The sequence below is a fragment of the Pedobacter heparinus DSM 2366 genome (assembly GCF_000023825.1).
GTDB classification, from domain to species: domain Bacteria; phylum Bacteroidota; class Bacteroidia; order Sphingobacteriales; family Sphingobacteriaceae; genus Pedobacter; species Pedobacter heparinus.
Window position 1 is genome coordinate 5,028,506 of sequence record NC_013061.1, and the last position, 25,891, is coordinate 5,054,396.

At 41.5% G+C, this 25,891-nt stretch carries 23 protein-coding genes and 2 tRNA genes; 6 read left to right on the forward strand and 19 right to left on the reverse strand.

The annotated features are described in order from the left end of the window. Positions 1–2 precede the first annotated feature (2 nt). The 5 genes from gldD to PHEP_RS20745 form a co-directional block, all read right to left on the reverse strand. Entirely contained in the window at positions 3–581 is a 579-nt protein-coding gene (gene gldD / locus PHEP_RS20725) for a gliding motility lipoprotein GldD (protein WP_015809955.1), read from the reverse strand. A 1-nt stretch (position 582) separates the two neighbouring features. Next, positions 583–1,326 carry a shikimate dehydrogenase family protein gene (locus PHEP_RS20730; protein ID WP_015809956.1) on the reverse strand — a complete coding sequence of 248 codons (744 nt, stop codon included), beginning with the start codon at positions 1,324–1,326 and terminating at the stop codon, positions 583–585. 28 nt (positions 1,327–1,354) lie between these two features. Further along, positions 1,355–2,122 (reverse strand): phosphosulfolactate synthase, encoded by a 768-nt coding sequence (locus tag PHEP_RS20735; RefSeq protein WP_015809957.1) that lies wholly within the window; start codon positions 2,120–2,122, stop codon positions 1,355–1,357. Between the two features lie 65 nt (positions 2,123–2,187). Continuing rightward, complete coding sequence (locus tag PHEP_RS20740; RefSeq protein WP_015809958.1) at positions 2,188–3,591, reverse strand: tetratricopeptide repeat protein; 1,404 nt, start codon at positions 3,589–3,591, stop codon at positions 2,188–2,190. 346 nt (positions 3,592–3,937) lie between these two features. Further along, the gene (locus PHEP_RS20745) at positions 3,938–4,579 is read right to left on the reverse strand and encodes a GIN domain-containing protein (RefSeq protein ID WP_015809959.1); all 642 of its coding nucleotides are present in this window, start codon (positions 4,577–4,579) and stop codon (positions 3,938–3,940) included. 278 nt (positions 4,580–4,857) lie between these two features. On the opposite strand from PHEP_RS20745, the gene PHEP_RS20750 reads away from it, so the two are divergent. Next, positions 4,858–7,752 carry a DEAD/DEAH box helicase gene (locus PHEP_RS20750; protein ID WP_015809960.1) on the forward strand — a complete coding sequence of 965 codons (2,895 nt, stop codon included), beginning with the start codon at positions 4,858–4,860 and terminating at the stop codon, positions 7,750–7,752. Here the strand turns inward: PHEP_RS20750 and aat are convergent. Both aat and PHEP_RS20760 read right to left on the reverse strand, forming a co-directional pair. Continuing rightward, on the reverse strand, positions 7,745–8,380 hold the full coding sequence (gene aat / locus PHEP_RS20755; RefSeq protein WP_015809961.1) for a leucyl/phenylalanyl-tRNA--protein transferase: 636 nt from the start codon (positions 8,378–8,380) through the stop codon (positions 7,745–7,747). The two genes, PHEP_RS20750 and aat, sit on opposite strands and share 8 nt — an antisense overlap. Before the next feature lie 58 nt (positions 8,381–8,438). Then, positions 8,439–9,410 carry an App1 family protein gene (locus PHEP_RS20760; RefSeq protein ID WP_015809962.1) on the reverse strand — a complete coding sequence of 324 codons (972 nt, stop codon included), beginning with the start codon at positions 9,408–9,410 and terminating at the stop codon, positions 8,439–8,441. A 54-nt stretch (positions 9,411–9,464) separates the two neighbouring features. On the opposite strand from PHEP_RS20760, the gene PHEP_RS20765 reads away from it, so the two are divergent. Next, positions 9,465–10,343 carry a diacylglycerol/lipid kinase family protein gene (locus tag PHEP_RS20765; RefSeq protein WP_015809963.1) on the forward strand — a complete coding sequence of 293 codons (879 nt, stop codon included), beginning with the start codon at positions 9,465–9,467 and terminating at the stop codon, positions 10,341–10,343. A gap of 8 nt (positions 10,344–10,351) precedes the next feature. Here the strand turns inward: PHEP_RS20765 and PHEP_RS20770 are convergent, their stop codons facing one another. From PHEP_RS20770 to PHEP_RS20805, 8 genes are all read right to left on the reverse strand, one after another. Continuing rightward, a complete protein-coding gene (locus PHEP_RS20770) occupies positions 10,352–11,002 on the reverse strand; it encodes a TonB family protein (RefSeq protein WP_015809964.1) in 651 nt (216 codons plus the stop codon). A gap of 41 nt (positions 11,003–11,043) precedes the next feature. Continuing rightward, entirely contained in the window at positions 11,044–11,427 is a 384-nt protein-coding gene (rbfA, locus tag PHEP_RS20775; RefSeq protein WP_015809965.1) for a 30S ribosome-binding factor RbfA, read from the reverse strand. A 31-nt stretch (positions 11,428–11,458) separates the two neighbouring features. After that, positions 11,459–12,649, reverse strand: a complete 1,191-nt coding sequence (gene hflX / locus PHEP_RS20780) for a GTPase HflX (RefSeq protein ID WP_015809966.1) — start codon at positions 12,647–12,649, stop codon at positions 11,459–11,461. Positions 12,650–12,671: 22 nt separating this feature from the next. Beyond that, on the reverse strand, positions 12,672–13,463 hold the full coding sequence (trpC, locus tag PHEP_RS20785; RefSeq protein WP_015809967.1) for an indole-3-glycerol phosphate synthase TrpC: 792 nt from the start codon (positions 13,461–13,463) through the stop codon (positions 12,672–12,674). A 2-nt stretch (positions 13,464–13,465) separates the two neighbouring features. After that, complete coding sequence (locus PHEP_RS20790) at positions 13,466–14,053, reverse strand: anthranilate synthase component II (protein WP_015809968.1); 588 nt, start codon at positions 14,051–14,053, stop codon at positions 13,466–13,468. A 4-nt stretch (positions 14,054–14,057) separates the two neighbouring features. Beyond that, positions 14,058–15,461, reverse strand: a complete 1,404-nt coding sequence (locus PHEP_RS20795; RefSeq protein WP_036675333.1) for an anthranilate synthase component I family protein — start codon at positions 15,459–15,461, stop codon at positions 14,058–14,060. Positions 15,462–15,704: 243 nt separating this feature from the next. Further along, complete coding sequence (locus tag PHEP_RS20800) at positions 15,705–16,148, reverse strand: hypothetical protein (RefSeq protein ID WP_015809970.1); 444 nt, start codon at positions 16,146–16,148, stop codon at positions 15,705–15,707. A gap of 112 nt (positions 16,149–16,260) precedes the next feature. Beyond that, on the reverse strand, positions 16,261–16,500 hold the full coding sequence (locus PHEP_RS20805) for a hypothetical protein (RefSeq protein ID WP_015809971.1): 240 nt from the start codon (positions 16,498–16,500) through the stop codon (positions 16,261–16,263). A 128-nt stretch (positions 16,501–16,628) separates the two neighbouring features. Between PHEP_RS20805 and PHEP_RS20810 the strand changes: the two genes are divergently transcribed. The 3 genes from PHEP_RS20810 to PHEP_RS20820 are packed head-to-tail and all read left to right on the forward strand — an operon-like array spanning position 16,629 to position 21,099. Beyond that, complete coding sequence (locus PHEP_RS20810; protein ID WP_015809972.1) at positions 16,629–17,015, forward strand: iron chaperone; 387 nt, start codon at positions 16,629–16,631, stop codon at positions 17,013–17,015. Between the two features lie 54 nt (positions 17,016–17,069). Further along, the gene (locus PHEP_RS20815; protein ID WP_015809973.1) at positions 17,070–19,796 is read left to right on the forward strand and encodes an amidohydrolase family protein; all 2,727 of its coding nucleotides are present in this window, start codon (positions 17,070–17,072) and stop codon (positions 19,794–19,796) included. Continuing rightward, complete coding sequence (locus PHEP_RS20820) at positions 19,789–21,099, forward strand: amidohydrolase family protein (RefSeq protein WP_015809974.1); 1,311 nt, start codon at positions 19,789–19,791, stop codon at positions 21,097–21,099. The genes PHEP_RS20815 and PHEP_RS20820 overlap by 8 nt, the downstream gene beginning before the upstream one ends. 67 nt (positions 21,100–21,166) lie before the next feature. Here PHEP_RS20820 and PHEP_RS22115 read toward each other — a convergent pair. Both PHEP_RS22115 and PHEP_RS22120 read right to left on the reverse strand, forming a co-directional pair. Beyond that, positions 21,167–21,311, reverse strand: a tRNA-Asp gene (locus PHEP_RS22115). Between the two features lie 69 nt (positions 21,312–21,380). Then, positions 21,381–21,488 (reverse strand) — tRNA-Asp (locus tag PHEP_RS22120). Between the two features lie 152 nt (positions 21,489–21,640). On the opposite strand from PHEP_RS22120, the gene PHEP_RS20825 reads away from it, so the two are divergent. After that, positions 21,641–22,114, forward strand: coding sequence for an Lrp/AsnC ligand binding domain-containing protein (locus PHEP_RS20825; RefSeq protein WP_015809975.1), 474 nt, complete (start codon positions 21,641–21,643; stop codon positions 22,112–22,114). Positions 22,115–22,381: 267 nt separating this feature from the next. On the opposite strand, the gene PHEP_RS20830 is transcribed toward PHEP_RS20825, so the two are convergent. Together PHEP_RS20830 and PHEP_RS20835 are read right to left on the reverse strand one after the other, a co-directional pair. Then, positions 22,382–24,709, reverse strand: coding sequence for a Tex family protein (locus PHEP_RS20830; protein WP_015809976.1), 2,328 nt, complete (start codon positions 24,707–24,709; stop codon positions 22,382–22,384). 149 nt (positions 24,710–24,858) lie between these two features. Beyond that, positions 24,859–25,845, reverse strand: coding sequence for a pyruvate dehydrogenase complex E1 component subunit beta (locus PHEP_RS20835; RefSeq protein ID WP_015809977.1), 987 nt, complete (start codon positions 25,843–25,845; stop codon positions 24,859–24,861). Positions 25,846–25,891: the final 46 nt, after the last annotated feature.

Genomic DNA, 25,891 nt, shown 5'->3' on the forward strand with positions numbered 1-25,891 from the left:
AGTTATTTCCATTTAAATGTACTGATCATCCGGTCTATATCTTTTTTAATAAAATTGACTACCGGCTGAATGGAATCATATTGAGGGCGTTCATTGAAGTACAATGCGGCCCTAAAATAGTGTTTTGTACTGTCAGTTAAAAAAAATTGTACAGAAGATGCGGTATTGCCTTCTATTGCGTAATAAACCCCATATACCTTCTTTTCCGGATAGTTAATGATTTTCTGGTCTATTGCATTTGCCTTTACGGTATGTTTAAAGGCAAATGTCCGGGCATCCTCTACCAGGTTTTCATATTCTTTTTTTGAGGAAATATCATAATAGGTAAGATGTAAGCGGCCGTTAAACTGCGGAAACGACAGGTTGTACCAGCAGGGCTGGGTATCCCGGCTGCTATCATGCTGCAAAGTAGCATATTTTGGATAATCGAATGAAAAAGGGCAGTCTTTATTGTAAGGCTGATAGGCTTTTACCGGAAAATCTATTTTAAAATATCCTCTTGGCTTAGGCGAATAACTATTACTGTTACACGCAGAAAATGTAAGTAAAACAACAAATAAAAGAAAGAAATATCTGTTCATGTTATGGATTCCAAATCTCCCAGGAGCGGATGGCCTGCAGGTGCAACATCTCTAATCCGTTTTTTGTTTTGCCTCCCTTTTCTTTCACCTGTTTTAAAAACAGGGTCTCTTCAGGATTATAGACCAGATCGTAAGCCACATGGTTTTTATTTAAAGCACCATAAGGAATGTCCGGATAAGTATCTGTATCGGGAGACATCCCCAAAGGAGTGGTATTAATCAGAACGGTATATTCCCGAAGCATAGCCTCATCCACTTCATTGTATAAAATGCTGCTTGCTGATGGTTTCCTGGTCACTACCAGGAAAGAAATCCCAAGTTTGTTTAAAACATATTTTATAGCCTTTGCCGCCCCGCCATCTCCAAATACCAACGCTTTACGGTGGTGTACTTCCAATAAAGGTTTTAATGATTCTTCAAATCCATAAGCATCCGTATTGTATCCTTTAAGCCATTGCCCCGATTCATTTCGTATGATCGAAATACAGTTAACAGCTCCGATTTCTGTGGAAGCCTCATCCATCTCATTCAAATATGGCAATACCTGTACCTTATAGGGTATAGTTACATTTATTCCACAAAGTTCCCGATCCCCTGAGATCATTTTAGGAAAAAGCCCGATGTCAGCTATAGGGTAAAGCTCGTATGCACAACCCTCAATCTGTTCATGTTCGAATTTTTCTGTAAAAAACTTTTTTGAAAAGGAATGTGATAAAGGGTAGCCGATTAAACCAAATTTTCTCATTATTATTAGTAGGGATGGATTTAGGAAATTACTTCTGCGGATTCAAAAAATGATCAAAGGTATCTCCTCTTAAGCCCAACCGTATAGTCTCTAATGGGATCACCTCAGCAGGTGCAATATTTCCAATGTTTACATTAGCACCAAGTAACTTAATAAACCAAACCTGTTGTTCTTTCTGTGGCGCTTCCCAAATAATTGTTTCTTCTGGTATCTGCGTCAGGATCTCATCTACCAGGCCTTCACGAACCTCTCCGGATCCTCTGTATATACCTACATTCCCTCCTTCTCTGGCTTCTGCTATCACCTTCCAAGAACCCGCCTCAATTTCAGCATTCATCAGTTTGATCCATTTATAGGGGGCAAATATTTTGGTTGCGTCTTTAGAACCCACCTCAGAAATCACAGTAACCTGTTTGGCCAGCTTTTGGATGAACTCGCATTTCTGGTCGTGCTCTATTGTAATTGAACCATCCGAAACCTCGGCATACTCCATACCAAACTGATCCAGCACCCTGCAATAATCATCAAACTGGTTCCGTATAATGAATGCTTCAAAAAGTGTTCCTCCAAAATACGTAGGGATCCCTGCATCCCTGTAGATGCGGAGTTTCTCTTTCAGGTTGGGGGTAACAAAGGAAGTTGCCCAGCCCAGTTTCACAATATCAGTATGTATTCCGGCTACCTCTATAAAATCTTCAGTTTGTCTTAAGCTTAATCCTTTATCCATAACCATTGTAATTCCTTTATTACGTGGTTTTGCAGGACGCTCCGGTATATTATTCAATGGGTAATTCATATAGGTCACAAAGGTGAAAAAAAATTAGACAGTTTTATCAATACTATCTAATAAAAGGCACAATACTATTTTATATACCTATTGATAACGTCCACTATTGAGCTGTTATCTTGTAATTGAGGTAAATATTCAAACAAAATATAGTGCTTTTCAGGATCTGTAACCAGGGCTGTTTCAAGATATAAGAGGGCTTCGCTCTTTTTTCCAAGGGCAAATAAATAAGCTACCATACGATAATATAGCTCTGCGGCATCAGGATTATTTTTTATCGCATCAGACATCGTCTCTGAAGCTTCGAGTAGTTTTCCCTGCTCGTACAATACAGTTGAAAAATCAAGCCAGGCTTCTACATCTACCGGATTGTACTCCAAAACTTTATAATAGGCTTCAACAGATTGTTCTATCTGCCCGAGCTTATAATGGGCATCGGCCATGGCAAACCAAAAATCCGGATTCTCTGCATCCAGTTCCAGCGCTTTTCTGTAAAAATGCAGCGACTCAAAGTAGCGTTCCTCAAAATTCAGGGTAACACCTATGCCAAACCAGGCATCGGCCATCTTCGCGTCCATCTTAACAGATTTTTTGTAGTATGAACGCGCTTCATCCATCCTTTCAAGCTTTTCATAACATTCCCCGATAGCACAATAGGTATCGGCATTGGGTGGTTCGTATTCAAAGGTTTGTTTATAAACCTCAATAGCTTCCGTGTAGCGGTCAAGCTGAACCAGTGCATTCCCTTTATTGTAGTAGGCAGAAGCAAAATTGTCTTTAATTAAGATGGCATAATCATAAGCATCAATTGCTTTCTCGAACAAATCCAGTTTATGGTAAGAATTGGCCAGGTTATACCATGCGGCATAAGAATACGGATCATTATCTATGTATTCCTGATAAAACTTAATACTTTCTTCCTGTTTATCTAAAATGTCATAACAAAAAGCAAGCTCATACAAACCGTCCTTGTTCTCCATGTTTTGCTCCAGGCTCTGTTTAATATATATAATCGCGCTTTCATAGTCCAGCATATTCTGGTATACATAAGCAATCTGCAAAAGAATTTCATCTGTTGTTTCAGCAAATTCCAATGCTTTCTGGAAATTATCCAATGCTTCAGAATAACGCTCAAGGCTATTAAAGATATTCCCTCTTAAAATATAGATCTCTGCTTCAGAAGCCTCCAGCATTTCCGCTTTCTGCAGCGACAGGAATGCCCTTTCCGTCTGATCGGTTATAAACAGCAACTGCGCCTGTTTAACCAGAAATACCGCAGCATAAGGATGCTGATTAAGTGCATATTCTATTACCTGAAGGGCCTTTACAGGGTCACTCTTCTCAATATAGTAATCAATAATATTCTCAAAAGCCTGGGCATCAAAAAAGTACTGATCCTGATTGCGTATCATCTCCTCGTAACGCTCAACAGACCGTTGGGCGTCATCACTAAAATCAAAGTAAAATTCCTCTTCCATGTATTGAATAATTAAAGAACTGCTCCCCTTGTTGCTAAATACATTATAAGTTTACAATTATTATGTGTTGGATACGCCAAATAATTTTCAACATACACACAACTTATCTGTTAAGTAGCTGATTATATTAATAATGCGAGAGGGCTATGATCAGAAATATTTTACAAAGGAACACAACATTATATTAAAACAAGTAAAATTCGGGTCATGAAACTCATTTAACTACCCAACCTGTCATCGTTTCGTTATTTTTTGTTGATTTGTATACCTGACCATTTTACTATATGTAGAAGGAAAACGGTAGAGAAACTTTTGCCCCACCTTAACTGTGTAAATAGCTTTATATTTATCTAATAATGCGCTCTGCGATTATGGTGTCTTTCAACATTCTGTTCCTGTAGCCTGGCAGCTGGTATTGAACCTCTTGTGCGGCTACTGTTGTTGTTACTGCTGCAAACTGTTCCATTTTTAATTTTGCTACCTTGTTTTTAACCAGGGTATGTTCATTTGTTGAGCCTTTCAGGTTTAGCGCCGAACTGTCTTTTATAACCGTATATAAACTTCCGGCATCCGCATTTACATAGGCTGTTGCCTCATCTTTCAGAAAAACCTGAAGTACGTTTAATGAAAACCTGCCCCTTGTAGTTACCGTAGCTGTATTGGCAGCGTCAATCCTTTGTAAGTCCTTCATAAATACGACTATAACAACAGGCTCCAGTTCGGTAGAGCTAATGTATAGTTTATCGCCTTTTTGCATGATCTTAGTAAGTTTTTTATTGTAATCCTGGTAAATTGCCACACTTTGTTTGTCGCACTGGACAAGTTCAACCCGGGCATTTCCCGTGATCACAACCTTATTAAAATCTATCGTTGAAGATATTTCCGGTTGATTATTTTTTTTATCAGTTACCGCCGAAGCAAATGCTGATGAGGAGAGCACAATAGCTGTTAAAGCTGATGCGAATAATGTTTTTACCAGAGTTTTCATATTTTTTGTTATTTTGTTAGCATACTTACCTATAAGTCACATTAAAACCAGAAACGTTACAGCGTTTTTTAAGCTTTTAGGCAAGATTGGCAGAATAACCGACCAACCTGCATTTTTTTTCGACCAACAGCCAATAAAGACATCAATGCAACGAATACTGATCAGTCTTTCGTTAAATAGTTAAAAAAACAGCGCAATTTTATTTGAAAGCATTTCAATTTGATGTAAGTTTAGAGATTTTTAAATGCTTATCCTCTGATTGTTTTAATCTCTTGCCAATGTTACGTGTAGATAGTGCCAAACCCTGCAAAATTGTATACTCTTTATGTAAACATGCATATTTGGGCTATTTGATTGAGCCCCATATTGTACAGTTAAATCCGCAGGGCGACTTTTCCTTAACCTATCAGCGTATTTTTTCACATACTGCAAAAGAATTCACCAAACATCTGACAGAAACTGATCTTAAACTCATCAAAATTCTGGACGAAACGGAGCAGGACTTCATTATCAAGAAATTTCACAAAAAAGCGATCAGACCGGTAGAATTTTTCAGCAAGTTTTTCAATGACAAGTTCTATGATAATGTTCGTCCAAAAATTGAAAAGAAATTATCCGAAGTTTTGGAGATGTTAAAAACTGAAGGCTCCTTATACCTCATGGACAAGGATGGATGGCCCGCGGAAAGAAAGATTGATATTGCTACAGAACCTTCAACTGTATTGTTTCATTTCAGGAGAAATGAAATAGAGACCCGCTATTTTCCAACCATTAAATACCAGGGATTACGTATCGATTTCATGTTTAAAGATGCTCAGGTGATCAGCAACCAACCTTCCTGGCTCCTGCTTAATGATATGCTTTATTTTTTTGAACAGGATATTGAAGGTAAAAAACTTCTCCCTTTTCTGAATAAGCGCTACATCACCATTCCTAAAGCGACAGAAGATGCCTATTTCGGAAAGTTTGTGGCTCCCCTGATAGAGAAATACCACGTTTATGCCGAAGGCTTTGATATCCGGACAGAAAAGCATGAGCCTATACCCGTTATAAAGGTAATTTATGTAGATGCCGGGATTTCTCAGCTACAGCTTAACTTTAAATACGGAGAGCATGCTTTTGCAATGGGCAGCGAGAAAAAAGTAACTGTACACCTTCATAAGGAACAGGACAATTATGTTTTTACCCGGGTTAAAAGAGACGCGGTCTGGGAAAAACAGAAGTTCAATTATCTTTTAAGTCTTGGTCTTAAAAAAACAAGCACGCTTTACCATCACCTGGAAATCCCTGCAGAAATGGAGGAAGACCAATCTTATGCAATCATCAACTGGGTAAACGAACACCTTGAACAACTACAGGCTGAGGGCTTTGAAATAGAGCAGCACCGTGGAACCAAAAGGTTTTTATTTGCCGTAAATAAGATCAGCTTTGACATTAAGGAAGACAACGATTGGTTTGACATCAATGCCATTGTTTATTTTGGCGAGCACCCCATTCCTTTCATTTCATTAAAAAACCATATTCTGCACAAAAAAAGGGAGTTTCTTTTACCAGATGGGTCAATTGCCATTATTCCAGACAAATGGTTTACCCAATATGGAAGCTTGTTTAGTCTTTCGGATGGTAGCAAAGGATTAAAACTTAAAAAACATCATATCGGCCTGATCAATGAACTGGCTGAAGACGGCATCGCCAATATCACCCTGAGCAGGAAGCTGCAAAGGTTGAACGACTTTGAGAATATTGCCGATACAGAGATGCCCCTTAACTTTAAGGGCGATTTGCGGCTTTACCAAAAGGCCGGGTACAACTGGTTTAGTTTTTTAAGGGAATATAATTTTGGTGGCTGCCTGGCTGACGACATGGGTTTGGGAAAAACCATACAAACGCTGGCCATGTTACAGAAACTAAAAGAAGAAGACCTGGAGCAGTCTAAACACAGCACATCACTTATTGTGATGCCCACATCATTGATTTACAATTGGTTAAATGAGGCTAAAAAATTCACACCAAAGTTAAAGATCCACGCACATACCGGCACTTCAAGGAATAAGGATGTTGCCCGTTTCTCTGACTTCGACATCGTTATTACAACTTATGGCATTACCCGGGTTGACATAGAGGTGCTTAAAGACTTTTATTTCAGTTATATTATATTGGATGAAAGCCAGAACATCAAAAATCCTTCATCCAAATCTTTTAAAGCGGTAAGGGCCCTTAAATCCAGGCATAGGCTAATCCTAAGTGGTACACCGGTTGAAAACTCGGTCAGCGATCTGTGGACACAGCTAACCTTCTTAAATCCCGGATTACTGGGTACACAGGCCTTCTTCAACGAAGAATATGTGCAGGGCATTGAAAAGAAAAAAGACGAAGAAAAAGCCAGGAAATTACAGGCCATCATTAAGCCTTTTGTGCTCCGCAGAACAAAGGAGCAGGTGGCATCTGAACTTCCCCCTAAAACCGAACAGGTATTTTATTGTAACATGAGTGAAGACCAGGCTGCTTATTATGAAAAAACCAAATCAGCCTATAGAAATGATTTGCTCAACAGCATGGATGACGGCACTTATGCAAAAAAACAAGTCCAGCTTTTACAGGGCTTAACGGCCCTGCGTCAGCTGGCCAACCACCCCGTAATGATAGATGAAACCTATACTTCAGATTCGGGTAAGTTTGAGAACGTGGTCCATACTTTAGACAATGTGCTTAAAGGAGGGCATAAAGTGCTCATTTTTTCTCAATTCGTGAAACACCTCAATATCTTCAGACAATACCTTGAAGAAGAAAACATTTCCTTCGCTTACCTGGACGGTGCCACAAAAAACCGGGGAGAGATTGTTGCCGACTTCCAGAAGAATACCGCATTAAAAGTATTTCTGATTTCTATTAAGGCCGGAGGTGTAGGTCTGAACTTAACCGAAGCTGATTATGTTTTCATTCTTGACCCCTGGTGGAACCCTGCTGTGGAACAGCAGGCCATTGACAGGACCCATAGAATTGGCCAGGACAAAAAGGTTTTCATCTATAAGTTCATTGCAAAAGATACTGTAGAGGAAAAAATACTTGCCTTACAAAACCGTAAAAAAAGACTGGCCAGCTCGCTGATCACTACAGAAGAGAGTTTTTTTAAATCCTTGAGCAAAGAAGACATTAGTGAGCTGCTCAATTAGTCTTTAATAAGTTAAGATAACGTCCATTGCTGATCATTTCTGCACCTAAACTCATTAAATGATTGTTTGGCAGCTGGCAGTCTATGACATTGAAGTCCTTGTACCGACAAAGCCAGATCAAAGCCGCCTTAGAAGCATTGCTTGCTTTGCTAAACATGCTTTCCCCGCAAAAAACCTGATTAATCTGTACTCCATATAAGCCCCCAACCAGTAGCCCATCCTGCCATACCTCTACACTATGTGCATGCCCACGCTGATGTAAATCCAGGTAAGCGGTCTGCATTTCCTTCGTAATCCAGGTGCCATCCTGTTCTTTTCTATTAATTATGGCACAATTTTCCACCACTTCTTTAAACGCCTGGTCATAGGTAATTTCAAACAGCTTAAGCTTAAATATCCGGTCCATGCTTTTGCTCACCTTTACATTTTCAGGAAAAATCACACAACGCTCAGCGGGCGCATACCAGCAGATCGGATCCCCCTCACTAAACCAGGGAAAAATTCCATTTTTATACGCTAAAATAAGCCTTTCGGGCCTCAGATCGCCCCCAATTGCCAGTAACCCATCGGGATCTGCAAGATCCGGGGCTGGAAAAACGATTGTTTGATCGTCTAACTTAAAAACCATTTACAATATTACGCACTAAAAAATTATCTCCATTATGTTCTTTTACAAATTCGAAACATTAGATCAGTCCCGCACTGAGGGCATCCGTTATGGCCTCCTCATTCGTTTCAAAAAGGCAGGTCCTGATGTTCCGGGCCTCAATTTTTTTCAGGAACTCACAGGTAAGGGCTTCCTTTTCTTTACGGATATTCCTGATGTAGACGGCTTCAATATTTTTAGGATACTTTTCTGCTATAGCTGTATAAATAGCAGGATCGCTTTGGGTATTGTCGCCAAGAAAAACAAACTTTTGGTTGGGAAAAGCATCCAGAATCCGCATTACCCGCATTAGTTTACCCTGATGGCCTGTTTTACCTGTTTTGATCAGGTCTTTCCAACGCTTGATCTGGTTCAGTAAAAATGCACCTTCAGGTAACTTGTTGTACCTGAAGGTTTCTACCAGGTAATCGTACAGGTTCCATTCACTACTGGAAACATAAAAAAAAGGATTTGGCTGATCAGCGCTGGTATGTGACAGTGACAGCGATTTATAGAGCGTGTAAGTATCCTGGAAAGTTTTTCTCGTCCTCGGATTTTTGATAAACAGCTCTCTTAGCCTTCTTCCAATGGCTGCCGAATGGGAAACCATTACCGTATCGTCAATATCTGAAATGAAAGCATATTGGGTAATATGAGGTACAAATATCTGTCCGTGTCCTACTGCCATCACAACACCATGATCATTCAATGCCTCAACTTTAACACTATGCCAGCCTGCCTGAACATTTTCAATAGCCGCCCATTCAAATTTAAAGAACCCATCATATTCGGTTGTGTTGTATACCTGCTGCCCTTTAAAAGTTAACCTAACTTTAACGTAAGGATAAGGCTTTAAAATAAATAGTTTTAGCAGGTGAACAATGTTAACAAAAAGATTATTGCTATAAATCTGTCTCGTTCGGGCTTTAAAACGGAATACATGTCCGTATACAACCAGATTGTGCGTGTGCCCGTAACCATGATATACTTTAACGCTGACAGATTTATTCATTAATAATTAAAACAGAGTAGGGCAGCAGTTGTTTTTGCTATTAGATATTTACTGATGCATAAAAAGACTTCCAAATTAAAATTGCTGTTTATTGTGAACCCTGGCTCGGGAAGTGGAGAGATAAACTTCAGCGAGGTCATTGGCAATTATTTTGCCGAAAAAACACAGGATTTTGAGATTTACAAACTTACAAAAAACTGTTCTCTAACTAAGATCAAGGGTGTTATTCAGCAATCGATGGCCGATAGGGTAATTGCCGTAGGTGGGGATGGCACCTTAAAACTGGTTGCAGAGTGCGTACTGGAAACCAACATACCAATAGGCATTATTCCGGCTGGTTCTGCCAATGGCATGGCCCGCGAACTAAACATCCCCTCCAGAATAGAAGAAGCGCTTGATATCGCCATAAATGCCCCGGCTAAAAAGATACATGCCGTTATTGTAAACGGCGAGCTCTGTATCCATCTGGCCGACATTGGCTTTAATGCTTACCTGGTAAAGAAATTTGATGCCCTGCCGCAACGCGGAATGCTTGCCTATGCTAAAGCAGCCTGGACAGCCCTCTGGAATCATTATAAAATGGAAGTTGAATTTAAGATCAAAGATAAAACCATTCACTCAAAGGCTGCCATGGTGGTTATAGCCAATGCCACTATGTATGGTACGGGAGTTAAGATCAATCCTGATGGGCAACTGGATGATGACTTTTTTGAGGTCATCCTTGTTAAAGAATACTCCTTCATGGAAATACTTAAACTAAAGTTTACCAACCTGCCTTTTAATCCAAAAAACATCGAGTCCTTCCAAACTACCAATCTCAGTATTAAAACCCGGCATAAGGCCCATTTCCAGGTCGACGGAGAATATATAGGAAAACTGAACAACATTAAAGCGCACATCGTTAAAGATGCCATCCACATCATTGCACCATAATACCCCTTTTATCTGCAATACTTTTCCAGCATTTCATCCGCCAGGTCAGATCCCATGTATTTTACAAAAAGAAAGTCTTCGCAGGCTCCCTGTTTGTCCTGCTGCTGTATCTTTTTAAGCCCATCTGCTATTCTCTCCTTAAAATAAGCATCATCATAACCCAATTCCCGCTTTAAGGCAATAAAACGGGCTTCTTCCCCCGCTTTAATGTCGCCCTTTTCTTTATTCTTATAAAAGTTCTGAATTGAATTGGCCAGTGCTTCGCTCGACTTATAAACTGCAATTGCCCGTTTAATTTCCTGGGGATCCTTATCGGCACAGTTATAGCCTGATAATGTAAATTTCATAGGGGCTACCAAAAACACAGTTGTATCATGGTTTTCAGGTACAGTCCATTTGCCACTACTCAGCCTGATCAGCCTTAAGGCCTCATCATCCAGGTCTGTACCGATGCCCGAACTAATTTTTGAATAATAGACATGACCACTCTTGCTGAGCTTAAAGCTGATCGTGACAGTACCCTGAATGCAATTTTGCAAAGAATACTGGGGATAAATGTTATTTGCCGTAACAAAGGCTTCCAGCCCACCCTTTATAACCGGCTGGGCACTTACTGCAGGTACCAACAGTACAAAAAATGCAATCAGGATCTTTGTCATACACTAATTTACACATTTTAAAAAGAAATTAGCACAAGGGCTTATTCGCTTTCTTCACGCGCTCCGCTTTCTTCGCGGTCTCTCGAAATCTTGTCAAACAACTTGTCCATCTGTTCCACATACGTATTGGTATCATCCACAAAAAAAGTAAGTGTTGGAACCACCCTGGCCTGATGGCGGATGCGGGCGCCCAGCTTATACCTGATTTCGCCGGAATGAGAATTTACCTCGGCAACAGAAAGGGTGGTATTGCTGGTATTTAAAAAGCTTAGATAAACTTTTGCTACCGCCAGATCCGGAGAAACACGAACTTTAGTAATGGTAACCAGTGTATTCGGTAAATAAGCTGATCCTTCACGTTGAAAAATAGCAGCTAACTCTTCTTGTATTACACCGGCAAATTTCTGTTGACGTTTACTTTCCATAATTTTTCTCTTTCTTCTTTAACGGCATTAATTAATATAACAACTTATCATAAGGATACCGTTCAGTATGCATAGCCAGCACCTTACCATATAACAATTGCCTGAATTCTTCTAAATTCTCTTTGTGCAGGGCGGAAATAAATAGAGCGGGTGCATTTTCAGCCCCCATCCAGCTTTTCTTAAAGTCGTCCAAAGTAAGTACGATCTTTTCCTCATCTTCATGGTCCGGCTCAGGACTTACATAAGCATCAATTTTATTGAATACCATAATCGTATCCTTATCACGGGCACCAAGGTCTTTTAGTGTCTCATTTACCACATTGATCTGGTCTTCAAAATTAGGATGGGAAACATCCACCACATGAATCAGGATATCGGCTTCCCTTACCTCATCAAGTGTAGATTTAAAGCACTCTACCAGATGATGCGGCAGCTTTCTGATGAACCCTACGGTATCAGACAACAAAAAGGGCAGGTTTTCAATCACCACTTTACGAACAGTAGTGTCCAGTGTGGCAAAAAGTTTGTTTTCAGCAAATACTTCCGACTTGGAAAGCATGTTCATGATTGTCGATTTGCCCACGTTGGTATATCCTACCAATGCAACCCGGATCAGCTGACCACGATTTTTACGTTGTGTTTCATTCTGACGGTCAATCTGTTTCAGCCGTGTTTTTAAAAGAGATATCTTTTCCAGGATCATCCTTCTGTCACTTTCTATCTGCGTCTCACCAGGCCCTCGCATCCCGATTCCCCCTTTCTGACGTTCCAGGTGGGTCCATAAACGGGTTAACCGGGGCAGTAAGTATTGCAGCTGCGCCAGCTCTACCTGGGTTTTGGCTTGTGCAGTTTGTGCCCTGCCGGCAAAAATATCAAGAATCAGATTGCTTCGGTCTAATATTTTAACCTGCAGTTCCTTTTCTATATTTCTAAGTTGCGACGGTGATAACTCATCGTCAAAAACAACCATGTCAATCTCTTCCGACTTAACATAAGCCTGTATCTCTTCCAGTTTACCTGTACCCACAAATGTTGCACGGTCTGGCTTCAGCATTTTCTGGGTAAATTCATGCTCCACCAAACCACCTGCAGTATCCACTAAAAACGCTAGTTCGTCCAGATACTCCCTGGTTTCCTCAGGCTTTTCACCAGGCCTGATTACCCCAACAAGTACTGCCCGTTCCTGCTTAACCGCTGTATCGTAATATTTCTGTCTTCCCATGTAAAATACAAAGATACAAAAGTTATACCGAGATCAATTGTGTGGCAAAGTCGCGCATTGCCTGTCCCGGATTGGTGGTTTTCATAAAGTTCTCCCCTATCAGAAAACCATTAAAACCTGCGTTTTTCAGGTCTTTTATGGTTTCAACTGCACTTATGGCACTCTCCGATATCTTCATGAATTCATCCGGTATCTGCTCCACCAGTTCAAAAGAAGTTTGAATATTCACTGTAAAATCGGCCAGGTTACGGTTATTTACACCAATCGCATCTAAATCTTTACAAATACTGCGCTGCAGCTCTTCCTGGTCGTGTACCTCCAGCAATACATTTAATCCCAGATTTTTGGCCAGGGCCGACAGGTTTCTGATCTCTGCAGGTGTCAAAATAGCAGCAATCAGCAAAATAATATCAGCCCCAAGTGCCTTTGCTTCCAGTACCTGGTATTCATCTATCATAAAATCCTTTCTCAATACAGGAATTCTGTTTGCCGCCCTTGCTGCCAGCAAGTCGTCGGCATGGCCGCCAAAGAAATCAACATCTGTTAAAACCGATAGGGCCGAGGCCCCTGCCGCAGCGTAAGCCTGCGTAACCTCTTCAACAGTTACCCGATCATTAATGATGCCCTTAGATGGCGATCTCCTTTTAAACTCCGCAACAATCCCGGTCCTGTCCGGGGCCAGTAAAAAATCTTTAAACACATAAGGATCACGGTTGAAGTGCAGGCCGGATTCAAGCTGTTTAACAGAAACGACCTGCTTTGCCTGTGCTACCTCTTCCTTTTTACGAATTACAATTTTATCTAAAATAGTCATATCTAATGCGCTAACCAGTTTTTCATCATTTGTTTTCCATACTCCGTAAGTACACTCTCCGGGTGAAACTGAACCCCACGTACATCAAAATCATTGTGGTGCAGGGCCATAATCTCTGCATCGGCATCCGTAGCGGTTACAGTAAAACAATCCGGCAAGCCTTCACTGCTCACTACCCATGAGTGGTACCGTCCTACATTGATCGTATCAGGACAATCCTTAAACAACAGTTCTGTCTTATCCAAAACTGTAATAGGTGTAGCAATGCCATGCATTGGGCGGCCCAGGTTCAGCAAAGTACCTCCAAAAGCTTCCGCAATGGCCTGCTGGCCTAAGCAAACCCCAAAAATACTTTTGGTTGGGGCATACGCTCTGATCACATCCAGCAACAGGCCTGCTTCTTCAGGAATACCCGGACCAGGTGACAAGATTATTTTATCATATTCTGCCACATCTGCCAGCTCAAATTTATCATTTCTCCATACCTCTACATCTCTGCCAAGTTCATTCACCAGGTGCACTAAATTATACGTAAACGAATCGTAGTTATCAATAACCAATACTTTCTTTTGTATGCTCTCGTTGTTCATTTTCTTAAATATCTGTAGCCATCTGTATGGCCTTGCGCAAGGCCGCAATTTTGTTATTTACCTCATTCAGTTCGTTTACAGCAACAGAATCGGCCACTATACCTGCCCCTGCCCTGTAATACAACTGGTTATTTTTACTCATAAAAGTCCTGATCATAATGGCATGGTTAAACTGGTCGTTAAAGCCCATGTATCCAATGGCCCCGGCATAAAAATTACGTCCCAAACCTTCATACTCATCAATCAGTTGCATGGCCCGGTATTTAGGGGCTCCGCTTAATGTTCCCGCCGGATAAGTATCGGCAACTACCTTAAAGGCCGATACATTGGGCTGCAGGTTACCACTTACCTTAGACACCAGGTGGATCAGGTGAGAATAGTATTGAACTTCTTTAAATGATTTCACCTCAACCCCGCTGCAATGCCTGCTCAGGTCATTCCTGGCCAGATCTACCAGCATCACATGTTCAGCACTTTCTTTAGGGTCCTGTTCCAGTTTCCGCGCCAGTTCTGCATCCTCCTCGTCATTTCCCGTCCGCTTAAACGTACCTGCAATCGGGAAAATATTGGCTACATTATCTTTTATGGTGATCTGGGCTTCCGGAGAAGAACCAAAAAGTTTAAAACTCCCATAATCGAAATAGAACAGGTAAGGTGATGGATTAATAGACCTTAAGCAACGGTAAACATTAAATTCATCCCCCAGGAAGCCCTGATTGTAGGCCCTGGAAGGCACAATCTGGAATACATCGCCGCGTAAAATGTGCTTCTTCATCTGCTCTACCATTTCCATAAAACCCTCATTACTCAGGTTCGAATGCTCTTCTCCATCCGTTTTAAAGCTGTATTCCGGAAAATTTTTGTTCTGAATGATGTATTCTATCTTTTCAAGATCTTCATTATCATCCCCGTTAAAGGTATTTTTAAACAGGGTGACCTCATTTTTAAAGTGGTCTATTGCAATAATATACCGGTAAATATGGTATTGCATTATTGGAATTTCCTGATCCTTTGGCGATTTTGCAGTAAATTTAATGTCTTCAAACTCCTGTACGGCATTCCAGGTAAAATACCCAAACAAGCCGCTGGATATGTATCTTGTATCATCCACTACATCCGGCTTAAATGCTGCTTTAAAGGCATCAATTTCTGCCGTAAGCGTAAAGTCCTTCTTTTCCTCTTTTTTACCATCGGGAAAATAGGTTGAAAGCAGGCCATCCTGCAAAACAATACCGGCTATGGGCTCGGCACAAACATAGCTTACCGAATTGGAACGACTATGGTAGTCAGAACTTTCCAGCAAAATTGTATTGGGGAATACATCCCGAAGGCGCAAATAAATACTCACCGGTGTGGTCGTATCTGCCAGTCTTTTCTTGTAAGTTGTTTTAATTATGTAATTACTCATATGCATCATTATTCTGAATCCGGTTCAGGGTCTTTTTAAAAATTAATCATATAAAAAAACCCGACGTGTGGTCTACGTCGGGTTCTCAATGTGGTTTGGTTTAGGTTGATAAACTATAAGGTACACAAAGCTGCGACTAGACTTTTTTGAGAAGTACTACGCCATTGCCAGGTGTGTATATTGTTAATCATGTGTCACAAAAATATAAATAAATCTAACAAACCAAAATTAATTTTATAATTTTTATGAAACACCGAAGAAAGACCGCGAGGGATCGGCATTAACCATGGCTACAATTGCAGCTATAATTAAGAGGAGTGCCAGGCCAAAATAAAGTGCTACCGACCTGTGTTTTACTACTGCATCTGTACCTTTTTTAGACCGTGCATTTCCTACAGTAATCAATATAACAGCAAAAATCATCATGCTGATGTGTTCCATTTTCCAGTAACGGCCAAGGGCAATACTGCTATCAACCTTATACCAGTCGTTCATAAAGTAGAGGATCAAACCTAATAAGAGCTGAATGTGCGCGGAAATCAATGTAAAAACATTTAGTTTTCTGTTTCCTTCTGTATATGGCTTTTTACCAAGCCAGCCTGAAAGTGCCTGAATAAGAGCGATCACCAGTAAAATTAAAACCAGGTAACGCCAGCCCGAGTGTGCGCTTTTTAAAATCTGATACATAATCGTTTTTCTTTCAAACTTAACCAATTACTTTCTCATTCGTAAAAAACAGAAATAGTAATTTATTTTTAGAATCATTATTAATTACAAAATTCTATTTTTATTTCAGCGCTCATTTAATTGCAGTGATCTTGTAAAGCGGAAAATCAAGCGGCTGTTCTTTTCCCCTGATCAGTTTATATTCATAAAACCGGTCCAGATATTTTTTGAATCGGTCCAGCGAGGGCATTGCAGCACTATAATCTTCATCATATTCAACAGTTTCTCCAACTTTAAGTGCAGCTTCCGGGTCGGAGGCTTTATGGAGCTCCGTTAAATCGTTAGGGTTGATATTGTGTCTTAATTCATCCATGGCTTTTTTTATCAAACCTACACTATAAAAAAGCAATTACGCTATATGCCCCTGCTATTGTCGTTAATCCCCCCTTCAGATATCAAAAATCCAAGCGATATTTGTTTTAGCAATAAAAACGGAACCATATGGCTACAACAAAATTTACATCAGTTGACGAATACATCGGCACTTTTTCCAAAGACATACAATCACGGTTACAGGACATCAGGCAGGTCATTAAGGAAAATGCACCCGATGCAGAAGAAATGATCAGCTACAACATACCCGCATTTAAACTACAGGGTATGCTGATCTTTTACTCCGCCTATACCCATCACATTTCCATTTCTATACCACCCTCTAAAGTATACGAAGCCTTTAAAAAGGAATTATCCGTATATAAAGTCAGTAAATCGGCCATTCAGCTGCCCAACGACAGTCCTTTACCACTAACATTGATAGGAGAACTGACAAGGTTCAGAGTAAAAGAGAATGTGGAAATGGCTGAGTCAAAGCGGGTAAAAAACCTTTAATAGGCAGGATAAATCATTTTTTTATAATAGATTTAGCCATTATCTAAATTATTTATGAAGAAAATCCTGCTCCTCTTCGCCTTTTTGTTAGCTGTAAATTATCTTTTTGCACAGCAAACTTATCCGGTTAATGGCACTTACGATATCCGACAGGGCTTATACGCCTTTACAAATGCCAGTATTGTAATCAGCGCTCAAAAAACCATTAGTAATGGTACACTATTGATTAAAGGACAAACCATACAAGCCACAGGTAGTGGACTGGCTATTCCTAAGGGCTACGTTGTGATCGACCTTAAAGGCAAATTCATTTATCCCTCACTTATTGATGCTTTTACCAGTTATGGAATGCCAGAAGCTACACGGACAGGAAGCAGTGGCCGGCAATCTATTTTTACCTCTACCAAAAAAGGGGCCTATGGGTGGAACGAAGCCATAAAGGCAGAAACCCAGGCCAGCACCATGTTTTCTGCCGATAATAAAAAGGCCGACGAACTGCGTAAAGCTGGTTTCGGCAGTGTTAATGTGGTTAACCGTGATGGCATTGCCCGCGGCACATCGGCCGCAGTAACTTTAAGTGATGAAAAAGAAAACAATACCATATTGAACCCCCAGTCGGCCGCCAATTACTCTTTTAACAAAGGGACCTCACAAAACGACTATCCAACATCTTTAATGGGGGCAGTTGCATTGTTGCGTCAAACCCATTACGATGCACAATGGTACAGTAAACAGAAGGAGGAATACAACATCTCTTTGGATGCCTTTAATAAGCAGCAAAACATTCCCCAGATCTTTGAGGCAGATGGCTGGCAAAATATACTGCGCGTAGATAAAATCGCTAAAGAGTTTGGCAAATCATATATTATCAAATCCAACGGAGATGAGTATCAACGGATAACTGCGGTTAAAGCAACCGGTGCCAGCCTCATTGTTCCGGTAAATTTTATTCGGGCATACAACGTAGAAGATACGGTTGAAGCAAGGGACATTAGCCTGGCCCAGATGAAAGCCTGGGAACTGGCCCCTACAAACCCCGCAGCACTTGAAAAAGCCGGCATCAGGTTTTCACTCAGTACGCATGGCCTCGAGAGTGTTAAGGATTTCTGGCCAAACATTGCCCAGGCTATCAACAATGGGTTAACAAAAAAACAAGCCTTACTGGCCCTTACAGAAATTCCGGCTGCAATGATTGGAATAGCCGATAAGACAGGCACGCTGGAAACCGGTAAGCTGGCCAATTTTATCATTACATCAGATAGCCTCTTTAACAAAGAAACCGTTATTGAAGAGAACTGGATACAGGGTAAGCGTTTTATCGTGTTTAAAAAAGATACCGGGAAAGACACCTCAAAGCTTGTGGCCAAAAAACAGGAAGAGCTAAAAACGGATAGCCCGGGAGCACTACTGTTCCCTTTTGCCCGTTTTGGCAACCTCGCCCCACTAAAGCAGCAAAACGTTTTGCTGAAAAATGCAACCATATGGACCAACGAAAAGGAAGGTATCCTGCAAAATGCAGATGTGCTTATAGAAAATGGTAAAATCAAAGCTGTTGGTAAAAACCTGAATGCCGGTAATGCTAAAGTAATTGATGCTACAGGAAAACACATTACCGCGGGAATGATAGATGAACACTCGCACATTGCCATGACCGGCGGTATCAATGAAGGGGCCCAGGCCTCTTCTGCAGAGGTTAGGGTGGGCGACATCATCAATTCTGAAGATATAAACATTTACCGCCAGCTTGCAGGTGGTGTAACCACTTCACAAATTCTCCATGGTTCTGCAAACCCCGTTGGCGGCCAATCACAACTCATTAAACTCAGATGGGGGAAACTGCCGGATGAACTTAAATTTGAAGGCGCTGATGGTTTTATAAAGTTTGCACTCGGAGAAAATGTGAAGCAGAGTAATTTTAGTGGCAGTGGCGCACGTTTTCCGGTAACCAGAATGGGGGTTGAACAAACCTTTGCAGATCAGTTTACACGTGCCAAAGCCTATAAGATTGAAATGGCAAAGAAAGGCAATATGGCCCGCCGCGACCTGGAACTTGATGCTATTGTTGAAATACTGGACAACAAACGTTTCATTACCTGCCACTCTTATGTACAGTCTGAAATCAACATGCTGATGAAGGTAGCCGATAGCCTGGGCTTCAGGATAAATACTTTTACCCACATTCTGGAAGGATATAAAGTGGCCGACAAGATGAAGGCTCGTGGCATCAGCGCTTCTACCTTCTCTGACTGGTGGGCATACAAAATGGAGGTAGCAGAGGCCATTCCCTATAACGGGAAAATACTGCACAACATAGGCATCACCACAGCATTTAACTCTGACGATGCTGAAATGGCCCGGCGTCTAAATCAGGAGGCCGGGAAAGCCATTTTATACGGAGATGTCCCGGAAGAAGAGGCGCTTAAATTTGTAACCTTAAACCCGGCAAAAATGCTGCATATAGACAACCGGGTTGGCAGTTTAAAAGTTGGTAAAGATGCAGATATCGTAGTCTGGTCTGCCCATCCTTTATCCATTTATGCAAAAGCAGAAAAGACCTTCATTGATGGAATCCCTTATTGGGATATAGAACGTGATGCCGAACTCAGAAAAACACAAAATGAAGAACGGGCAAGACTGATCCTGAAGATGAAAGAAAGTAAAGATAAAGGTTCCAAGACCCAACGCCCGAAAGCAGAAATACAGCGGCAATTCCATTGCGAAACGATTGAAGATTATTCTATTGAGCTGAATGAGTCAGAAAGGAGCCATAACCATGAATAAGTACATTTTAATCCTCTTACCATTAGCCATTAGCCTGAACTGTCTGGCGCAGGCCAATATTTCTCCGGCAAAACCACAGGATACAAGAACAGTGATTATGGGGGCAAAACTACACATCGGTAACGGACAGGTTGTAGAAACCGGATACCTGATATTTGATAAAGGAAAAATTACCGGTGTAGGAGATGCTACAGTTGCCCGTATTGACCTTACAGGCGCCATAGTAATTACCGCAAATGGTAAACAGGTATATCCGGGTTTCATAGCGCCGGTTACCAATCTCGGACTGGTAGAGATCAGTTCAGTAAAGGCAACATTGGATTATAATGAAATTGGCGAACTGAACCCACACATCAGGGCCCTGGTAGCCTATAATACAGATTCAAAAGTACCCGCTACCATAAGGAGCAATGGTGTGCTGATGGCTCAGATTACACCTCAGGGTGGCACCTTGTCGGGCAGCTCATCAGTTGTACAGCTGGATGCCTGGAACTGGGAAGATGCAGCAATAAGAAAAGACGATGCCCAGCATTTAAACTGGCCGGTTACCTCAAAATTCAGCAGTTCGGGAAACAGGGCCATGGCCCAGGCCGAAGTTTTTAAAGAGCGCACACAGCAGGCGATTAATGACCTTGAACAGCTCTTTGCAGAAGCAAAAGCTTATGCCGAAACAGATAAACCAGCAGTGGTAAATGCCCGTCTGGCTGCCATGAGGCACCTGTTTGATGGTTCGCAAAAACTGTTTATCCATGCAAATGCAGAGAAAGACATCATTACTGCAGTAAAATTTGCAAAAAAATATGGCATTACACCGGTCCTGGTTGGTGGAGATGAAGCCTATCTGGCTATCCCCTTCTTAAAAGAGAACAATATTACGGTGGTGGTAAAGGAGCCACACAATTTGCCCAATAACAGCGACGACGATGTAAACCTGCCCTATAAAAATGCAGGTTTACTGGCCAATGCCGGAATCAATGTAGTGATGAGCCTGCACAGCTACTGGCAACTGCGGAACCTGCCTTTTATGGCAGGAACAATAACGGCCTGGGGTCTTGACAAAGAAAAAGCTTTACAAACCATTACCTTAAACACCGCTAAAGCATTAGGTATTGAAAAGATTGCGGGTAGCCTGGAAATCGGTAAGGATGCGACTTTCTTTATTTCGTCCGGGGATGCGTTGGACATGAAGACCAATAAAGTGGAAAGAGCGTTTATCCAGGGCAGGGATATCAATCTGGATAATCTTCATAAACAATTAGACAAAAAATTCAGTGACAAGTACCTGCTGAAAAGCTTAAAATAAGACAAAAAAAAGAGTGACCCCATCCAAGGTCACTCGTTTTTAACTAACTTATTATTCATAAAAAAACTGGCTGTTGGGGAAGGAGTCGAACCTTCAAGGGGTAGTTAGCTACAGTTCAAAAATTAATTTGTGGTCAACCCATAAACTGCGTTTATCCATTTATCCCCACCACCGAGACAAGAAGGCGTGTCTGCCAATTTCACCACCCAACATGATATAAAGTACTAATTCATTAAGTTTAAGATTTGGTTTAGGTTGATTCTGACCTTAAACTTAATTAGCTGTAGGGGAAGGAGTCGAACCTTCAAGGAGTAGTTAGCCCTTACGGGTTTTCCATTTTCTCCACCACCGAGACAAGGAGGTGCGTCTGCCAATTTCACCACCCTACAGAGTATAAGCAAATGTTAAAGAACTATTTTTTATTACTTGCTTGATACAAATGTAACAACAACCTCAATACGTTGCAAATATTTTAATCATTTAATTTTATTTTTATCATATTAATAATTATATTTGATTATCGTTAACAAATATCAAAATCATGCTTAGAAAAGAAAGCCAAAATTTAGAAATTGATAACCTGGATATAGACATCTTGAAGCAATTGATGCATGACGCAACCAAACCTTATACTGAAATTGCCAAAGATCTGATCGTTTCGGGCGGTACCATACACGTTCGTATGAAAAAGCTGCAGGAGATGGGCATCATCAAAGGCTCGCATTTAATTATTGACCCGCAAAAAGCCGGTTATGATGTAACAGCCTTCCTCGGTATCTATCTGGAAAAGGGTATCCAATATAAAGATGCTGTAGAACAGCTGAGCAAAATTAAAGAAGTTGTAGAGCTTCATTACACTACCGGGGCATACAGTATGTTTGCCAAGATCATCTGCAGGGATACCAGCCACCTGAGGCATGTGCTGAATGAAGAAATACAGGCAGTGCCCGGAATTCAACGTACTGAAACATTGATATCACTGGAAGAAAGCATCCGAAGGCAAATTGAGCTTTAAAGCCAGAATTGATTTACAGGCAGGGCTCCGGTAGCACATGCATTGCGCCCTATAAGAACTTGGCCTAAAAAACCCCTGTTAAAGGAGTTGTGCAGGAGGTAGGCGTCCTTGCAGACCCCTACCTTAGTCCTTTTACACGCCTCTGATACTCCTTTTATAGTTAAGCCGCACCAAAGGCCCAACCAATCTGCTGGCTAAAGCCAATAAACGCTACTGAAAAATTTGCGCTTCTTCAGCGCAACTTGTTCCAGACTGCGAGGAGAACGGTTATTTTTCAGTTTTAAACATATTTTTCAACGCCGCTAATTTCATCTGCAGGTCACCATCGGGCAGCGGCTTTTCTTTTTGCCCCCCTTTATGACTGTGTTGCGGCTTTATTGGCTTTTTATGTTGGGCAGATCCATTAGTCTTCACAAACTTTTTAGCCTTATCAGCCTGCTTATGCTGTTCGCTTTTAGGTTTTGCGCCAACTTCTTTTTTCATAGACAGAGAAATCCTTTTACGGGCCACATCAACTTCAACCACGGTCACCTCTACCTTCTGATGTACCTTAACCACATCTGCGGCATTGGCCACAAACTTGTCCGAGATCTGGCTGGTATGCACCAGGCCGTCCTGGTGTACACCGATGTCTACAAAAGCACCAAAATTGGTAATATTGGTAACAATACCCGGCAATTTCATACCCACTTTCAGGTCGGAAATTTCATTTACCCCTTCCGTAAAACTAAACACCTCGAACTGTTCACGCGGATCTCTCCCTGGCTTAGCCAATTCGCTCATGATGTCGTTCAGGGTTGGTAAGCCAATATCGTCACTTACATATTGCTGTAGCTTAATCTGCTGCTGTAAAGACGGATCTTTTACCAGCTGATTAATGCTGCAGTTCAGGTCTCTGGCCATTTTATGGACCAATGCATAACGTTCCGGGTGTACACCGCTGGAATCCAATACGGCTTCTGCATTCCTGATCCTTAAAAATCCTGCCGCCTGTTCAAAAGCTTTATCACCCAAACGGGGAACTTTCTTCAAACTTTCACGGTTTTTGAATGCACCGTGCTCATTGCGGTAAGCCACAATATTTTGTGCCAGCTGCGGACCCAAGCCTGAAACATAGGCAAGCACCTGTTTAGAGGCCGTATTCAATTCCACACCTACAGCATTTACACAACTCATCACCGTATCATCCAGTGAGGCCTGCAGTTTGTTCTGGTCTACATCATGCTGGTACTGCCCTACACCTATCGATTTAGGGTCTATTTTTACCAGCTCGGCCAGCGGGTCCATTAACCTGCGGCCAATGGAAACAGCACCTCTGACCGTAATGTCCTGTGTAGGGAATTCTTCACGCGCCACTTCCGAAGCGGAATAAATGGAGGCCCCGTTTTCACTCACCATCACAACTACGATGCCCGGAATATTCAGCGCACGTACAAACACTTCTGTTTCGCGGCCCGCGGTACCATTGCCGATAGCAACAGCCTCAATTTCATATTTGGCACAAAGCTCCTTAATCTTGTCGCCCGCTTTTTTAACATTCCCCTGTCCGGTATGTGGATATATGGTTGCATTTTCCAATAATTTGCCCTGCTTATCCAAACATACCACTTTACAACCTGTACGGAAACCAGGGTCTATAGCCAGCACATTTTTCTGTCCCATTGGGGCGGCGAGCAACAATTGGCGTGCATTTTCTGCAAATACACGAATGGCTTCTTCATCTGCTTTTTCCTTAGAAAGATTACGGATCTCCGTTTCCATCGAAGGCCCCAGCAAACGCTTATAACTATCCTGTATAGCCAGTTTTACCTGATCTGCACAGGCATTATTCCCTTTAACAAACTGGCTTTCCAAAATCCTGATGGCACCATCTTCCTCGGGCATGGCCTCCAGTTTCAGGATCGCCTCATTTTCGCCTCTGCGTATAGCCAGAACCCGGTGTGATGGCGCATTTTTTAACGGTTCCTGCCAGTCAAAATAATCTTTATACTTAATCCCTTCTTCTTCTTTGCCCTTAATTACGGCAGACTTAAATACAGCTTTTTGCTGGAAATAATTCCGCATTGCAGTTCTGGCCTCTGCATTTTCATTGACCAATTCGGCAATGATATCCCTTGCACCAGCAAGCGCATCTTCTAAAGATCCGACCCCAAGCTCATCATTTAAAAATTTACCTGCTTCAATTTCCGGATCCGTTTTAGCCTGCTCCAGGATAAATAACGCCAAGGGTTCCAATCCCTTTTTCCGGGCCTCAGATGCTCTGGTTTTGCGTTTGGGCTTATAAGGCAGATAAATATCTTCAATTGCTGCAATATTGGTTGCCGCATTAATTTGTGCTTCCAGCTCAGGTGTAAGTTTATCCAGCGCTGTTAGGGCTTTTAAAATGGCTTCCCGACGTTTATCCAGCTCTCTTAACTGTTGGAACCTATCGCGGATACCTGCTACCTGCACTTCATCCAGACTTCCTGTCACTTCTTTCCGGTAACGTGAAATAAAGGGAACCGTTGCCCCCTCATCCAGTAATTCAATAGTAGCGATGACCTGCTTTTCCGTTACTGCCAGTTCAGCAGCAATGATTTTAGAATGATTGCTCATTTAATTTCTGTTTGATATCCTAACGTACAATTGCCGCCAAAATTAATTCTAACAATTGACATCTCAAATAAATATAATGTTAATAAAAAATCCTGCCGGTATTACCGGCAGGATCAATATATCATAATGTGTTTAAAAGAAACAACAGCTTATTTGTTCAGGTACATGACCTCTTTTACTGCTTTTACTACTTTCTCTGCATTAGGTAAACTTGCTGCAATCAGTGTAGGAGCGTAAGGCAAAGGCACATCTGCACAGGTAATACGCAATACAGGTGCATCTAAATAATCAAAAGCATTTTTCTGAACGTTAAATGCGATTTCAGACGAAATAGAAGCCAAAGGCCAGGCTTCTTCAACCACCAGCAGGCGGTTTGTTTTCTTCACCGACTCGATTATCGTTGCATAATCGATAGGACGTACAGTACGCAAATCGATGACCTCAACATTGATGCCTTCCTTGGTCAGCTCCTCTACAGCAGGATTTACCACACGGGTAAGCATTTTTCCAAAAGTAACGATAGTTACGTCCGATCCCTCTTTTACTACATTGGCCTTACCAATTGGCAGGTAATATTCTTCTTCAGGAACCTCTCCTTTATCTCCATACATCACCTCTGATTCCATAAAAATAACCGGATCAGGATCTAATATAGCTTGTTTAAGCAATCCTTTAGCTTCGTAAGGTGTTGAAGGAACAACAACCTTTAAACCCGGACAGTTGGCATACCAGTTCTCAAAATTCTGAGAGTGCTGTGCACCAAGCTGACCAGCATTACCAGTTGGGCCACGGAATACGATTGGCACAGGAAACTGTCCGCCACTCATAGACAACATTTTAGCTGCACCGTTAATGATCTGATCAATAGCAACCAAAGAGAAGTTAAAAGTCATAAACTCTACAACCGGAGTCAATCCGTTCATTGCAGCACCTATGGCAATCCCGGCAAAACCCAGTTCAGCAATCGGTGTATCAATTACACGTTTATCGCCAAATTCATCAAGCATGCCCTGACTAACCTTATAAGCGCCGTTGTATTGCGCAACTTCCTCGCCCATAAGGAAAACGTTTTCATTTTTACGCATTTCTTCGCTAAGGGCCTCACGCAAAGCTTCTCTAAATTGAATCTCTCTCATTGTATATTCAAATATTTACTGGGGCAAACTTAGATAAAATTGCATT

Excerpts from the sequence above, each read along its gene's own strand:
- gldD (WP_015809955.1), bottom strand. The coding sequence starts at position 581 with ATGAACAGATATTTCTTTCTTTTATTTGTTGTTTTACTTACATTTTCT.
- PHEP_RS20730 (WP_015809956.1), bottom strand. The coding sequence starts at position 1,326 with ATGAGAAAATTTGGTTTAATCGGCTACCCTTTATCACATTCCTTTTCA.
- PHEP_RS20735 (WP_015809957.1), bottom strand. The coding sequence starts at position 2,122 with ATGAATTACCCATTGAATAATATACCGGAGCGTCCTGCAAAACCACGT.
- PHEP_RS20740 (WP_015809958.1), bottom strand. The coding sequence starts at position 3,591 with ATGGAAGAGGAATTTTACTTTGATTTTAGTGATGACGCCCAACGGTCT.
- PHEP_RS20745 (WP_015809959.1), bottom strand. The coding sequence starts at position 4,579 with ATGAAAACTCTGGTAAAAACATTATTCGCATCAGCTTTAACAGCTATT.
- PHEP_RS20750 (WP_015809960.1), top strand. The coding sequence starts at position 4,858 with ATGTTACGTGTAGATAGTGCCAAACCCTGCAAAATTGTATACTCTTTA.
- aat (WP_015809961.1), bottom strand. The coding sequence starts at position 8,380 with ATGGTTTTTAAGTTAGACGATCAAACAATCGTTTTTCCAGCCCCGGAT.
- PHEP_RS20760 (WP_015809962.1), bottom strand. The coding sequence starts at position 9,410 with ATGAATAAATCTGTCAGCGTTAAAGTATATCATGGTTACGGGCACACG.
- PHEP_RS20765 (WP_015809963.1), top strand. The coding sequence starts at position 9,465 with ATGCATAAAAAGACTTCCAAATTAAAATTGCTGTTTATTGTGAACCCT.
- PHEP_RS20770 (WP_015809964.1), bottom strand. The coding sequence starts at position 11,002 with ATGACAAAGATCCTGATTGCATTTTTTGTACTGTTGGTACCTGCAGTA.
- rbfA (WP_015809965.1), bottom strand. The coding sequence starts at position 11,427 with ATGGAAAGTAAACGTCAACAGAAATTTGCCGGTGTAATACAAGAAGAG.
- hflX (WP_015809966.1), bottom strand. The coding sequence starts at position 12,649 with ATGGGAAGACAGAAATATTACGATACAGCGGTTAAGCAGGAACGGGCA.
- trpC (WP_015809967.1), bottom strand. The coding sequence starts at position 13,463 with ATGACTATTTTAGATAAAATTGTAATTCGTAAAAAGGAAGAGGTAGCA.
- PHEP_RS20790 (WP_015809968.1), bottom strand. The coding sequence starts at position 14,053 with ATGAACAACGAGAGCATACAAAAGAAAGTATTGGTTATTGATAACTAC.
- PHEP_RS20795 (WP_036675333.1), bottom strand. The coding sequence starts at position 15,461 with ATGAGTAATTACATAATTAAAACAACTTACAAGAAAAGACTGGCAGAT.
- PHEP_RS20800 (WP_015809970.1), bottom strand. The coding sequence starts at position 16,148 with ATGTATCAGATTTTAAAAAGCGCACACTCGGGCTGGCGTTACCTGGTT.
- PHEP_RS20805 (WP_015809971.1), bottom strand. The coding sequence starts at position 16,500 with ATGGATGAATTAAGACACAATATCAACCCTAACGATTTAACGGAGCTC.
- PHEP_RS20810 (WP_015809972.1), top strand. The coding sequence starts at position 16,629 with ATGGCTACAACAAAATTTACATCAGTTGACGAATACATCGGCACTTTT.
- PHEP_RS20815 (WP_015809973.1), top strand. The coding sequence starts at position 17,070 with ATGAAGAAAATCCTGCTCCTCTTCGCCTTTTTGTTAGCTGTAAATTAT.
- PHEP_RS20820 (WP_015809974.1), top strand. The coding sequence starts at position 19,789 with ATGAATAAGTACATTTTAATCCTCTTACCATTAGCCATTAGCCTGAAC.
- PHEP_RS20825 (WP_015809975.1), top strand. The coding sequence starts at position 21,641 with ATGCTTAGAAAAGAAAGCCAAAATTTAGAAATTGATAACCTGGATATA.
- PHEP_RS20830 (WP_015809976.1), bottom strand. The coding sequence starts at position 24,709 with ATGAGCAATCATTCTAAAATCATTGCTGCTGAACTGGCAGTAACGGAA.
- PHEP_RS20835 (WP_015809977.1), bottom strand. The coding sequence starts at position 25,845 with ATGAGAGAGATTCAATTTAGAGAAGCTTTGCGTGAGGCCCTTAGCGAA.